We start from the raw sequence: 12,735 nt of genomic DNA on the forward strand, positions 1-12,735 counted from the left end.
TCCCGCCCCGACGCGCCCTGCGAAGGGCCGTGCCGCGGGCGGGCCGGGCCGGGTCGCCGCATTTTCGCGCGGGGACGATACTGAAGGTCACGGCGCGTGGAGGCGACATGCGTGAACCGGAGCATCGTGGCCCGAGGCGGGCCTCGGTGCCCGCCGGCCCCGTCCTTCAAACCGCAGCGGTCGTACTGGACGAGGCGGGCGTGGTCCTCGCGCGGTCGCAGTGGGCTGCGACGCTGCTGGAATGCTCGCCGGGGCGGACCTGCGCCCCGTTGCTGGCCGTGCTTCCGCGACCCGGAACGGACGGGCTGCCGGCCGGGCAGCTGGTGACCGTTCCGGACGGAGAGGACGCGGGACAGACGATCTCTCTGGCCTGCACCGTGGTACGGCTCGCGGCGCGCACCCCGGGCGCTTCCGCCGCCGAGGCGCAGTGGCTGGTCCTGGTCACCCCGTCGGAAACCGAGGCGCAGGCGGCCGAGCGCGATGCGTGGCGACGCCGCAAGGGGCTGTCCCACGCCGCCGCGGCCGGCATCGGCACCTCCCTGGACGTGACCGAGATGGCCGAGACCCTCGTGAACCTCCTCGTCCCCGACTTCGCCGACCTGGCCACCGTCGACATCGCCGAGCAGGTGCTGGTGGGCGACGAGCCCCCGCACTTCGACACCAGCGGGGAGGTCCGCCTGCGCCGGATCGCCGCCGCGCAGAGCCCGGAGATCTCCGCCGAGAAGCTCCTGGCCGTGGGAGAGGCGCTTCCCCCGGTGGCGGACAGTGCGTTGATGCGTCCCCTCATGGAAGGGCTGCCCGTGCTGGTGCCGGACGTGGCCGTCCTGCACGCGAAGCTCGGCGTGGCTCCGGAGAGCCTGCCGCTGTTCGTCCCCAGCGGGGCCCACTCCTCCGTGGCGGTGCCGCTCTACGCGCGCGGTCTGATCCTCGGCTGCGTCACCGTCTGGCGCAGCCAACTGCCGTCCCCCTTCGCCGAGGAGGACGGCGCCCTGCTGCAGGACGTAGTCTCCCGGGCCGCACTGGGCGTGGACAACGCGCGCCGCTACACCAAGGAACACCGGTCGGTACTGGCCTTGCAGCGAAGCCTGCTGCCGCGGTCGGCCCTGGACTCCGCCGCGGCGGAGACGGTGGGCGTCTACCAGCCGGCGGGCGCCGGTCTGGGCGTGGGCGGGGACTGGTTCGACGTGATCCCCCTGCCGTCGTTGCGCGTCGCGTTCGTGGTCGGGGACGTGGTCGGCCACGGGCTCGATGCCACCGCGGCCATGGCGCGCCTGCGGACCGCCGTGCAGACCCTCGCCGACCTCGACCTGGATCCGGGGGAGCTCCTGACGCACCTGGACGATCTGGTCCTCGGTCTCTCCGGCGAGGAGGCGGCAGACGATTCCCGCTCGGAGACGGCGGTGCTCGGCGCGACCTGCCTGTACGCCGTGTACGACCCGGTGACGAGGAAGTGCGCGGCGGCCACCGCCGGACATCCGCCGCCGGCCGTGATGGCGCCCGGTGCGGAGCCGGTCTTCATCGACACGGTGCCGGGACCGCCCCTGGGCATCGGCGGAATGCCCTTCGAGGTCACGGAGTTCGACGTGGAGCCCGGAAGCACGCTCGCGTTCTTCACGGACGGACTCGTCGAGAGCCGCGGCGGCGACATCGGGGAGGGGATGGAGAGGCTGAGGGGCGCGCTCGCCGGCGCGCATGCGAGCCGCACCCTGGGCGAGATCGGCCAGGGCATCTTCGACACCTTGCTGCCGCGCGACCCCTCCGACGACGTGGCCCTGCTGCTGGCCCGCCCCCATGCCCTTTCCTCCGACCAGGTCGCCGAGTGGGAGCTCGCAGCGGACCTGTCCCTCGTCGCGCAAGCCCGCGAGCTGGTGGTCGGCCAGCTGGCCGGCTGGGATCTGGACGCCCTCAGCTTCGTGACGGAGCTCGTCGCCAGCGAGCTGGTCACCAATGCGATCCGCTACGCCGGGGGACCGGTCGGGCTCCGGTTGATCCGCGACCGCGACCGCGTGCTCGTCTGCGAGGTGTCCGACCCCAGCGGCACCCAGCCGCGACTGCGGCGCGCACGGGAGTCGGACGAGGGCGGGCGGGGCCTGTTCCTCGTGGCCCAGCTCACCGACCGGTGGGGCTGCCGGTTCACCAGTACCGGGAAGACGATCTGGACGGAGCAGCCCATCGGCGTGCCCCTCGACTAGCTTGGCCCGGCGGCGGTATCCGCGGTGTCGGGGGTGTCCGCTGTGTCGGGGGTGTCCGCCGTACCCGCGGTGTCCGCCCCGAAGCGCATGGTGGTGCGCGACGACGGGCCGTACCGGTCCCAGCGCTCCATGCCCGGATGGTTGGGGTCGCCGGTGCGCACGAAGGAGATCCAGGCCCGGTGCACGGTCCCGGCGAGGCGGTCCCTGGTGCGGGGGTCCATCCCCGCCAGGAACGGTGCGTGCGCCCACGCGGCGAAATTCTCGAAGACGAAGGGCAGGTCCAGGCAGTGCGGGGCGCCCAGCCGCCCGTCGTGCGCAGGGGTGGGGAGGGCGAACTCGTACGCCCAGACGGGGCGACCCCGTGCCGCCCGCGCCTGCGCGAAGGCCAGGGTGGGCTTCCTGAACAGCTCGTCGGTGGTCAGGTCGATGAGCACGTCGACCGGCCGGGCACCCGGGCGGGCGGCCTCGTACGCCGCGTACGCTTCGGCCGCGCCGTCGCCGAAGCTGTCCCGTGCCCGCCGTAGCACCTGTTCCCTGGTAGCCGACGCGTAGGCCTCGCCCAGGGCGAAGGCGAAGGCGGACTCCTCTGCGGTCCAGCCGATGAGGACGTCGATGGCCGCGCCCGGACCGTCGAGCAGGTTCTCGACCGGTTGCCGTGCGGCCGTCACGCCGTCGAGGACCGGCAGGAACGGCGTGGTCCAGTACCCCCATTCCGTGGTGGCGCCGAGGAGCCCGGCCGTGGCTTCGACCAGTCGCGGCCACGTCATCGTCCGCAGCTCGTCCACGTCCTTCGCGCCGACGGCCCCCAGAAAGGCGGCCGTACGGGCCAGGGCGCCGGCCGGGGTGGCGAGGGGCATGGCGAGCGGGACGCTCTGGAGGATCGCCTGGCGGAAGAGCCGCCCGCCACCGGCGTGGCCCGCGAGCGCCGCCGCGGACAGGGCGCCGGCGGACTGGCCGGCGACGGTGACGTTGCCGGGATCGCCGCCGAAGGCCGCGATGTTGTCCTGCACCCAATGCAGCGCGGCCAGTTGGTCGGTGAGCCAGACGTTGCCGCCCTCCGTGCCGTCCTCCCCGTCGCCCGCCGCGCCGTCCAACGCGCCGTCCTGCGCGCCGTCTTGCGCGGCGAAGTACAGCAGGCCGAGCGGCCCGAGCCGGTAGTTGAGGTTCACCACCACCAGGTCGCCGTTGCGTGCGAAGGTCTCGCCCGAGTAGTTCGGCATAGCCCCGGACCCGGAGATGAAAGCGCCGCCGTGGATCCAGACCAGAACGGGGCGGCGGGCGTCGTCGAGGCCGGGCGTCCACACGTTGAGCGTCAGGCAGTCCTCGTCGAAGGGTGCGAAGCCGTGGCCGCCGAGGATCGGGTCGCCCTCGCGGACGGCCTGCGGCGAACTCGGCCCGTACGCCGTCGCGTCGAGCGTGCCGCTCCATCCCCGGTGCGGCTGCGCGGGGCGCCAGCGGAGGGGCCCGACGGGCGGCGCCGCGTACGGCACGCCCTTGAACACGGCCAGGCCGCCTTCGAGGACGCCGCGGACCGGGCCCGATCGTGTGGGTACGACGGGTGAGGTGTGGTCCTGGGTGAATCCCATCCGGTGCGTCCTTCCAGGCCGGGAGGGGGAGTGGCGAGCCTCAGGTTATTGCGTATTTCTTGCGAACGTCAATATTATTCTATGCATCATCGAACGGAGGCTCGAATGACGGCGTGGCGCATCGGTACGACGGTGATTCACAAGGTGTCGGAGGCGGAAGTCGCGGTATCGCTCGCGGGTGTCCTGCGGACGGACGACACCGCGCTCCTGAAGCGGTACCCGTGGCCCGGTCCCGACTTCAGCAGGCCCGACGGCACCTTCCTGCTCTCGGTCCACGCGCTGGTCGTGGACACCGGAGCCCGCCGGATCCTCGTCGATACGGGTGTGGGCAACGCCCGGCCGGCGGTGCCGTTCCTGCCCATGCTGGATTCGGCGTGGCTCGAAGAGCTCACCGCCCTCGGCTACCCTCCGGAGTCGATCGACACGGTGGTGTGCACCCACCTCCACTTCGACCACATCGGGTGGAACACGCACCTGGTGGCCGGGACGTGGGTGCCGACGTTCCCCCGGGCGCGCCACCTCGTCACCCGGGTGGAATGGGACCACTGGGCGGACGACCCCGACGCCGACCTCCACGACACGATGCAGCCCCTGATCGATGCGGGTCTCGTCGACTTCGTCGGGACCGACCACCGGGTGGCCGACGGCGTACGCCTGGAAGCCGCCCCCGGGCACACCCCGGGCCAGGTCGCCGTCGTGGTCGAATCCGGCGGGGAACGCGCCGTGATCACCGGTGACCTCGTGCACCATCCGGTGCAGTTCATCGAACCGGACGTGGCCGGCCTCGCCGACGCCGACGCGGCGCGGGCCGCCGCCACCCGGCGGGCGTTCGTCGATCGGTACGCCGACACGGGAACGCTCGTCATCGGCACCCACTTCCCCGCGCCCACGGCCGGCCTGCTCCGGCGCGGCGGCGACGGGGACGTGCGGTTCGTCGCGGACGGCCCGCGCTGAGCCGTGGACTTCCGCCGGCTGACGTACTTCCTCGCCATCGTGGACCACGGCGGCTTCACCCGCGCGGCCGCGGCACTCTACGTGTCCCAGCCCTCGCTGTCGCAGGCGATCCACGTCCTGGAACGCGAACTGGGCAGCAGCCTCTTCCACCGGATGGGCCGGAAGGCGGTCCTCACCGAAGCCGGATCCGCGCTGGTCGCACCGGCCCGCGAGGCCCTGCACGCCCTGGAGCTGGCCAGGGCCCGCGTCGGCGCCGTCCGGGAACTGCGCGCCGGCCGACTGGAGATCGCCGCGATGGCCTCACCCACGATCGAACCCCTCAGCACCATGCTCCGACGCTTCACCGAACGCCATCCGGCGGTGTCCATCAGCCTGCGCGTGGCCCTGACCCGCGAGGACGCGATCGAGAGGGTACGCACGGGAGGCTGCGAACTCGCACTGCTGACCACCTCGTCGCCGCTGCCGCACGCGGACTTCGTCGCGCACCACGTCGGAGACCACCGGCTCGTCCTGGTCACCCCGCCGGACGGCCCGTTCCCGCCCGGCCGGGCCGTGGGGGGCGAACAGCTCGCAGGGCGCCGCCTGATCGTCGGGCAGCGGGGGACCGGCATCCGCGCCTACGTCGACGATCTGAAGGCACAGGGCATCGACGTCCGCATCGCGGTGGAGAGCGAACACCGCATGGCCTTCCTGCCCTTGGTGCTGGCGGGCATCGGACTGGCGGTGGTCACGGAGTCCTGGACCGACCTGGCGGAGCGGGCGGGAGCCCTCGTCCTCGACCTGGAACCGGCCTGCGTCCAGCGCAACGTCCTGGTGACCCGCAGGGCCCAACTGACTCCGGCCGCCCGCGCCTTCCTGGAGGTCGCCGTACCCGCCGGCTCATAGGTGCAGCCTATGAGCCGCATCGGGGATACGTGTTGGACCCCGGGCGGCCCCGATTGCTGGAATGCGGGTCATGACGAACCACAACATCGCCCTCATCCCCGGCGACGGCATCGGCACCGAAGTCCTTCCGGCGGCGCGCGAGGTCCTCGACACCGTCGCCGCGCGCCACGGCATCACCTTCGCCTACGAGCAGTTCGACTGGTCCTGCGAGCGGTACCTGCGCCACGGATCGATGATGCCCGAGGACGGTCTGGAGCAGCTCCGCCGCCATGACGCGATCCTGCTCGGCGCCGTCGGCCATCCGGGCGTGCCGGACCACGTCTCCCTGTGGGGCCTGCTCATCCCGATCCGCCGGACCTTCCGCCAGTACGTCAACCTCCGCCCCATCCGGGTGTTCGACGGTCTTCCCGGCCCGGTGCGCACGGCCGTGCCGGGCGAAGTGGACTTCGTGGTGGTCCGGGAGAACACCGAAGGCGAGTACAGCGAGATCGGCGGCCGGATGAACCGCGGGTTCCCCGACGAAATGGCGGTACAGCAAGCGGTGTTCACACGGGCGGGAGTGACCCGGGTCCTGGACTTCGCCTTCCGCCTCGCCGAACGGCGCGGCGGCCCCCTCACCTCCGCGACGAAGTCCAACGGCATCGTGCACACCATGCCGTTCTGGGACGAGCTGGTGGCCGAGCGAGCCGCCGAGCACCCCACGGTCGAGTGGAACCAGGAGCACATCGACGCGCTGGCCGCCAAGTTCGTCCTCACCCCCGCACGCTTCGACGTCGTCGTCGCCTCCAACCTCTTCGGGGACATCCTCAGCGATCTGGCGGCCGCGGTGGCCGGCGGCATCGGCATCGCCCCGTCCGCCAACCTCAACCCGGAGGGCGCGTACCCGTCCATGTTCGAGCCGGTCCACGGATCGGCCCCCGACATCGCCGGGCAGGGCATCGCCAACCCGATCGGCGCGATCTGGTCCGCCGCGATGATGCTCGACCACCTAGGTCACCCCGGGGCCGCGGCGGAGATCACCGAAGCCATCGCCCGCGTCCTGGCCACCACAGAGGTCCGCACCCCCGACCTCGGCGGCAACGCCTCCACCGCCGCATTCACCTCCGCGATCCTCCAGCACCTCTGACGCGACGCACCTCCCAAGTGGACGTACGGCAGCACCCGCGCACCCGCTTCGCGGGCCGCGACGGCCCCGCCCTGCCGCGCGGTTCCTGCTCTCGGCCGTGATATGCGTCACGGCCGACAGGTCGCTCCACCTGTTCCTGCGGCGCACTCCTGTGCCTCGACATTTCGCTGTATGTACCTGTTTAGCGAAGACATACCGCACTCCACCAGGAACGGAATTCAGCGCTCCTCTTTCAGGGTCTCCAACAAGGCCGACGGGGCCGGGTTCTGGGGGCGGGCCGGGCCTGTTCCGGCGCGGCCGCGACGAGGGGATGCACGATCTTGTGGCGGTTTCAAGCGGCGTTCCGGGCGGCCTGCGCGGCCGAGCGGCGCAGGCTTGCCAGGTCGATGGAGGGCTTCTAAGAATGGCGATTCCTCCGGCGCCTTCGCGGTCCGGCGCCGGGAGCTTCGCGATCACCGAGTGAGGTCCCGCATGAAGAAGCACCGTAAGCAGACCCGCCACAGGAAGATGGTCGTCGCCGTCGGGGCGCTGGCCCTCGTGGCGATACCCACCACGGCCATGGCCTGCCTCGACCCGCAGGCGGCAGGCCCGGTGCGCTCCGGCGCGGCCGAGCAGGGGGCCCCTCCCTGGTACACCGATTCCCCTGGCGCGCCCGTCGAGATCGCCGAGCCCCCGGCCGACGAGGCGCCGGTAGTGGAGCCCCCGATCGACGCGCCCCCCGTCGTCGAGGCGCCGGTCGTCGAGGCGCCGGTTGACGCGCCCCCGATCGACGCGCCCCCGGTCGTCGAGCCCTCGGCCGAGCCGGCCGCGACCCCCGCGCCCTCGGCTTCCGCGGCACCCTCCGGTGCGGCGGCCGAGGTCCTCACCCTCGTCAACCAGGAGCGTGCCACGGCCGGTTGCCCCGCCCTGACCGTGAACGCACAGCTCACGAAGGCCGCGCAGGACCACAGCGAGGACATGGCCGCCCACTCCAACATGTCCCACACGGGCTCCGACGGATCGGATCCGGGGCAGCGGATCACCCGTGCCGGGTACCAGTGGCGCACGTACGCCGAGAACGTCGCGTACGGCTACGACACCGCCGCCAAGGTGATGGAGGGCTGGATGAACAGCCCGGGCCACAAGCGGAACATCCTCGACTGCAACGTCAAGGAGATCGGCATCGGCCTCGCGCAGCCCGGTCACTACTGGACGCAGGACTTCGGCGCCACCCGCTGATCCGCCCGCCCGCCCGCTCCATGGGGACCCCCGCCGGTCGGTTATCACCGGGCCGGCGGGGGTCGGGGCCGTGGAGGATGCCCCAGGGCTTCCGCGACGCATTCAGCCCCTCCCCGCCGCTACGTCACCAGCAGCCGGGTACGGGCTGGCCCGACGCGGGATCCGCAGCGTGGGCGAGGGAAAATCGCAGCTCCGGTCGTTCCCACGTCACCTTCGGCGGTGAGGGAGGGATCATCCCTACCGGCTCGGCGCCCAGGCGCCGGTAGAACTGCTCGGCGGGAGGGTTCGACACGACACGCACGTGTGCCAGGCCCGCCCTTCGGGCCTGGTCGAGCATGTGCTCCACAAGGCGGCGCCCCATGCCCAGCCCCTGCGCTTCGTCCGACACGAACGCCAGGTCCAGCTCGGCCGGCTCCACCACCAGGGCGTAAAAACCAAGCACCTGCCTCGTGGGGTTCACTGCCGCGAAGACCAGGTGTCTTTCGATGTAGTCAGGCGTGACCTGGTACCCGGCGATCACCGCGGCGTACTGCCCCCGGTAGGCGCTGGATTCCTGGACCAGCGCGGTGAGAGCTCCCGCGTCCTGGCCGGTGGCACGTCTGATCTTCACGAGCTGCATGCGTCGAAGTATAGGGGCGCAGGGTGGTTGAGACCATTACTGCCACCAGGGGCGCCCTTCGGATCGCGTGAGGATCTCCGCCCGGCTCGCGCACCGCGATACGCAAACACCTTCCGCCGAGGCGATGTCGGGACATGTACTCCCTCATGGTGATAGTGGATTCCGGATGCGACCGCTCGCCTCCCGACAAACTGAAAATTCCGTCAGCCTCCATCTCTGCGAGAGTCTGAGGCTGTCTCCTGGACGTAATCGCAGGTCATGAAGGGCCCGCCCTGCCCATCGGCGCGCACCCGAAGCGGCTGTGCCTCGCTGACGTCGTGGCCTTATCTGCAGGGAACACGCGATCTGGTCCATTGACTGGAATTTCAGTCAGTCCCTACGGTGAGCGCAGCCTGATCGGCTTTGGCGGGGCAGGGCGGCCCAACGGCCGTGCGGATGCCCGTACATGGGAGAGCAAATGGGAACAAATCCCTCAGAGATAACGGATACGACGCCTCCTGCGGGCATCGAGTTGCACTCGATCGACTGGGTGCCCCTCGAGGAACGGCACGGCAAACCCGCGAACGTCGGTGCCATCTGGTTCGTCGGCAGCCTCAACCTCACGGGTCTGGCGACCGGCGTCGTGACGCTCTCCATGGGGGCCTCGCTCGTGTGGACGGTGATCGCCACCGTCCTGGGCTCGCTCTTCGGCACGTTCTTCATGGCGTTCCACTCGGCCCAGGGCCCTCAGCTGGGTCTGCCCCAACTTGTGCAGTCACGCGCCCAGTTCGGGTATCTGGGTGCCCCGTTCACCGTGTGGGTGTTCGCCCTGGTCAACTACGTCGCCTTCAATACGTCCGACGCCCTGTTGTCCGGCCAGGCGCTGAACATGCTCACGGGAATTCCCAACGGGCTCGGCTACGCCCTGGCCGCCGTGGTGGCCGCGGTGATCGCCCTGCTCGGGTACGAGTGGATCCACCGGCTGAACAAATGGCTCACCTGGCCCTTCGTCGTGATCACCGCGGTGATCACCGGGGCGGCCCTGTTCGGCGGCGGCATGCCGGACGGAGTCTGGGAGGCCGGTCCGTTCGAACTCGCCCCGTTCATGCTCGTGTTCGTCTTCGTGGCGGGCTTCCAGCTGGGCTGGGCGCCGTACGTCTCGGACTACTCGCGCTATCTCCGGCCCGACGTCCCCGTCCGCAGCACCTTCTGGTGGACCTACCTGCCCAGCGCGGTCTCCGGGATCTGGGTGTTCCTCCTCGGTGTCGTGGTCTCGGCCGGGGCTCCCGAGGGCGCCGATCCGGTGACGGCCCTGAAGCTGGTGGCGGACCGGCTGTTCCACGGGTTCGGTGCGATCGCCGTCGTCGTCCTGCTGGTCGGGCTGCTCTCCATCATGGCGATCAACCAGTGCGGCGGCAGCCTCACCATGATCTCGATCGTGGACTCGTTCCGGCCGGTCAAGCCGACGAAGGCGATCCGGGTCGTGACGATCGTGATCATGATGGTGGCCGTCGGGACGGTCTCCGTCCTCGTCGGCATCGACCAGTTCAACTGGTTCTTCGCCAACGTCGTGGTCGTCCTGACCTACCTGTTCATCCCGTGGACGGCGATCAACCTGGTCGACTTCTTCTTCGTCCGGCGCGGCCAGTACGTCGTCAGGGAGATCTTCAACCCGAACGGCATCTACGGCCGGTGGGGATGGCGCGGAAACCTCGCGTACCTGATCGGTCTGGCCTGCATGGCGCCGTTCATGGTCATCACCGGCCTCTACGTCGGGCCCGTGGCGGACGCCCTCGGCGGCGTCGACTACTCGATCTTCGTCGGACTGCCGGTGGCCGGCGCCCTCTACTGGGTCTTCGCCCGGAGCCTCGATCTCGCCGCCGAGCGCCGGCTGGTCCAGGAGGAGGGGCTGCTGGACGCACTCCACTGAGCAACCCCGCCGCCTGCGCACACGTACGGAACCTCGAACCACTCGGAGTAGGAGCACCACGTGAAGATTGAGAACGACGGCCCCAAGCCGGCGATGAGCCGCAGAACCCTCCTGGCCCGCACCGGAGCGGCCGCAGCCGCACTGTCGGTGGGACCGGTCCTCGGCGGCATCCAGCCCGCCTCAGCCGCGGCCTGGCGCGTGCCGGGCGAGGAGTCCCCGCACAAGCGGACCTGGATGGCCTGGCCGTCCAGCTCCACGATCTGGGGCAGCGTACTGTCCAAGATCCAGGCCGACATCGCCAAGCTGGCGAAGGAGATCGCCAAGTACGAGCAGGTCATCATGTGTGCGGACGGTTCTTCCGCCGCATCGACGGCCAGGAGCATGTGCGGTTCCACCGTCACGCTGATCAGCTCCGTTCCCGTCTCGGACTGCTGGATGCGCGACACCGGACCGCTGTTCCGCGTCGACGGCGCCGGCGGCATGGACTCCATCGGCCTGAACTTCAACGCCTGGGGCGAGAACGCGACGAGCTTCTACGGGATCCCCGCCTCCGCCTACAACAAGGACCGCGTGGTCGAGCAGAACCTCGCCGCCTACAACGGCACCCCGTTCGCCAGGACATCCGTGGTCGGCGAGGGCGGCGGAGTCGAGTACGACGGCGACGGCACGCTGATGGCGACCGAGAGCTGCTGGGTCAACTCCAACCGCAACCCCGGGAAGACGCGGAGCCAGATCGAGGCGGAGCTGCTCACACGGTTCGGGGCCTCGAAGATGATCTGGCTGCCCGGCGTCAGGGGGCAGGACGTCACCGACGGCCACATCGACGGCACCGCCCGGTACATCAAGCCCGGAGTGGTGATGGTGCAGTTGGCCGGCGCGGTGCGGCCGGCCGTCTGGACCGCCAACGCCAACGCCATCCGCGACGTGCTGGTGAACGCGACCGACGCCAGGGGGCGCCGACTCCAGGTCCTCACGATCCAAGGCCCCGACACCCTGCCCCGGATCGCGCGGAGCAAGCAGGCGGACTTCCTCAGCTCCTACATGAACTGGGCGGTGACCAACCAGGCAGTGATCACCACCCAGTTCGGTGACACCGCCAAGGACGCCGCGGCCAAGGCGGCCATCTCGGCCGCCTACGGCAGGCCCGTCGTCCAGCTGAACCTCGACAACCTCTACGGCAACGGGGGCGGGGGCGCCCACTGCGTCACGATGCAGGAGCCCAACCGCTAGCCAACCCGCCTGGGTCTCGTCCCTGAGACCCGGGCGGGTTGGCGTTCCGGCGCTCCGGCATTCCGGCATTCCGCAGGACTGCTCCGGACTCCGTGATCATCTCTACATCACCCCACACAGCCTTTGAATTGAAGGGGAGGGGCCGGTTCCGGCCTTCTTAACGTCTGTTAGTGTGCCCGCGCTTGGTGTTCGTCCATCATTCCGTTTCCCCTCGCGCGCGGAGCGTCCGAGGGTTGTTGCGAGGTGTCTTGTACGTGTACAGCGCTCCGTTTTCTCCTGCCGAGGCCAGATCCGCGCGAGCCCGCATGGGTCTGACCGTGACGCAGGTGGCCGCCTCCATGGCGTCCTGCGGCACCCCGGTCGACCCCGAGCTGGTCCTGGCATGGGAGCGGGGCTCCCATGCGCCGTCCGACCGGCATCTCTTCGCGCTGGCCGACGTGTTGTGGTGCGACACGGTCACCCTCATGGGTACCGGGCCCAGGACGCTGGTCGAGTTCCGGCTGGCCCGCCGGCTCGGCGTGGAGGGGCTGGCACACCGCCTGGGCATGGACCCGGACGAGTACCGCGAGGCCGAGTCGGCACGGCAGTGGCACGGTGACGCCCGGCAGACACGGATTCTGGTGGAGGCCCTGGGACTGTCCTTGCGCAAGCTGACCGGGATCACGGGCCGGGACGGCGAGTTGGAGGAGCATCTGCGGTCGGCCATCGCCGGACGGTGGAAGGTTCATGTGGATCCGGTGGTGGAGATCGTCGCCGTGGACGCGACGAGCGTGGGCGATGCGCTGCGGACGATGCACGGGGAGTTCTCCGAGTTCTCCGAGCGGTACATGGGGAACCTCGTGGCCCGCAACGACGACTCCCGGCTCAAGGAGATCGCGGCGGAGCGCGCGGCGTTCCTGCGCCGACTTCCGGACCGGTTCTGGGAGTTGATCGGTGACGAGACCGGGTCCCCCTCGTACCTCGGGGTGGACGGCTGAGCCGGAGGGCGGAGTACGGGGGCGCTCGCGCGCCGCGGC

At 70.6% G+C, this 12,735-nt stretch carries 10 protein-coding genes; 8 read left to right on the forward strand and 2 right to left on the reverse strand.

What is annotated here, in order from left to right; genetic code table 11:
- Positions 1–107 precede the first annotated feature (107 nt).
- A complete protein-coding gene (locus ACFWNV_RS11875; protein WP_383944322.1) occupies positions 108–2,192 on the forward strand; it encodes a SpoIIE family protein phosphatase in 2,085 nt (694 codons plus the stop codon).
- Here the strand turns inward: ACFWNV_RS11875 and ACFWNV_RS11880 are convergent.
- The gene (locus ACFWNV_RS11880; protein ID WP_383944325.1) at positions 2,189–3,778 is read right to left on the reverse strand and encodes a carboxylesterase/lipase family protein; all 1,590 of its coding nucleotides are present in this window, start codon (positions 3,776–3,778) and stop codon (positions 2,189–2,191) included. The two genes, ACFWNV_RS11875 and ACFWNV_RS11880, sit on opposite strands and share 4 nt — an antisense overlap.
- Before the next feature lie 105 nt (positions 3,779–3,883).
- Here ACFWNV_RS11880 and ACFWNV_RS11885 point away from each other — a divergent pair, with 105 nt between their 5' ends.
- The 4 genes from ACFWNV_RS11885 to ACFWNV_RS11900 all read left to right on the forward strand — a co-directional run bounded on the left by ACFWNV_RS11885 (position 3,884) and on the right by ACFWNV_RS11900 (position 7,961).
- Entirely contained in the window at positions 3,884–4,732 is an 849-nt protein-coding gene (locus tag ACFWNV_RS11885) for an MBL fold metallo-hydrolase (RefSeq protein WP_383944328.1), read from the forward strand.
- A gap of 3 nt (positions 4,733–4,735) precedes the next feature.
- A complete protein-coding gene (locus ACFWNV_RS11890) occupies positions 4,736–5,617 on the forward strand; it encodes a LysR family transcriptional regulator (protein ID WP_383944331.1) in 882 nt (293 codons plus the stop codon).
- A gap of 70 nt (positions 5,618–5,687) precedes the next feature.
- Positions 5,688–6,743 (forward strand): tartrate dehydrogenase, encoded by a 1,056-nt coding sequence (locus tag ACFWNV_RS11895; protein WP_383944333.1) that lies wholly within the window; start codon positions 5,688–5,690, stop codon positions 6,741–6,743.
- A 471-nt stretch (positions 6,744–7,214) separates the two neighbouring features.
- The gene (locus ACFWNV_RS11900) at positions 7,215–7,961 is read left to right on the forward strand and encodes a CAP domain-containing protein (RefSeq protein WP_383944336.1); all 747 of its coding nucleotides are present in this window, start codon (positions 7,215–7,217) and stop codon (positions 7,959–7,961) included.
- Positions 7,962–8,085: 124 nt separating this feature from the next.
- On the opposite strand, the gene ACFWNV_RS11905 is transcribed toward ACFWNV_RS11900, so the two are convergent.
- Positions 8,086–8,580: a GNAT family N-acetyltransferase gene (locus tag ACFWNV_RS11905; RefSeq protein ID WP_383944339.1), complete on the reverse strand. Its 495-nt coding sequence runs from the start codon at positions 8,578–8,580 to the stop codon at positions 8,086–8,088.
- A gap of 529 nt (positions 8,581–9,109) precedes the next feature.
- Between ACFWNV_RS11905 and ACFWNV_RS11910 the strand changes: the two genes are divergently transcribed.
- From ACFWNV_RS11910 to ACFWNV_RS11920, 3 genes are all read left to right on the forward strand, one after another.
- On the forward strand, positions 9,110–10,489 hold the full coding sequence (locus ACFWNV_RS11910; protein ID WP_383944343.1) for a purine-cytosine permease family protein: 1,380 nt from the start codon (positions 9,110–9,112) through the stop codon (positions 10,487–10,489).
- Between the two features lie 60 nt (positions 10,490–10,549).
- A complete protein-coding gene (locus ACFWNV_RS11915; protein ID WP_383944345.1) occupies positions 10,550–11,719 on the forward strand; it encodes an agmatine/peptidylarginine deiminase in 1,170 nt (389 codons plus the stop codon).
- 305 nt (positions 11,720–12,024) lie between these two features.
- Positions 12,025–12,696 (forward strand): transcriptional regulator, encoded by a 672-nt coding sequence (locus ACFWNV_RS11920; protein WP_383944349.1) that lies wholly within the window; start codon positions 12,025–12,027, stop codon positions 12,694–12,696.
- Positions 12,697–12,735: the final 39 nt, after the last annotated feature.

Origin of the sequence: Streptomyces sp. NPDC058401 (assembly GCF_042722885.1) — a bacterium.
Taxonomy (GTDB): domain Bacteria; phylum Actinomycetota; class Actinomycetes; order Streptomycetales; family Streptomycetaceae; genus Streptomyces.

What these genes read in the sequence shown, in the direction of transcription:
- ACFWNV_RS11880 (WP_383944325.1), bottom strand. Translation starts at nt 3,778, where the DNA reads ATGGGATTCACCCAGGACCACACCTCACCCGTCGTACCCACACGATCG.
- ACFWNV_RS11885 (WP_383944328.1), top strand. Translation starts at nt 3,884, where the DNA reads ATGACGGCGTGGCGCATCGGTACGACGGTGATTCACAAGGTGTCGGAG.
- ACFWNV_RS11875 (WP_383944322.1), top strand. Translation starts at nt 108, where the DNA reads ATGCGTGAACCGGAGCATCGTGGCCCGAGGCGGGCCTCGGTGCCCGCC.
- ACFWNV_RS11905 (WP_383944339.1), bottom strand. Translation starts at nt 8,580, where the DNA reads ATGCAGCTCGTGAAGATCAGACGTGCCACCGGCCAGGACGCGGGAGCT.
- ACFWNV_RS11895 (WP_383944333.1), top strand. Translation starts at nt 5,688, where the DNA reads ATGACGAACCACAACATCGCCCTCATCCCCGGCGACGGCATCGGCACC.
- ACFWNV_RS11900 (WP_383944336.1), top strand. Translation starts at nt 7,215, where the DNA reads ATGAAGAAGCACCGTAAGCAGACCCGCCACAGGAAGATGGTCGTCGCC.
- ACFWNV_RS11920 (WP_383944349.1), top strand. Translation starts at nt 12,025, where the DNA reads ATGGGTCTGACCGTGACGCAGGTGGCCGCCTCCATGGCGTCCTGCGGC.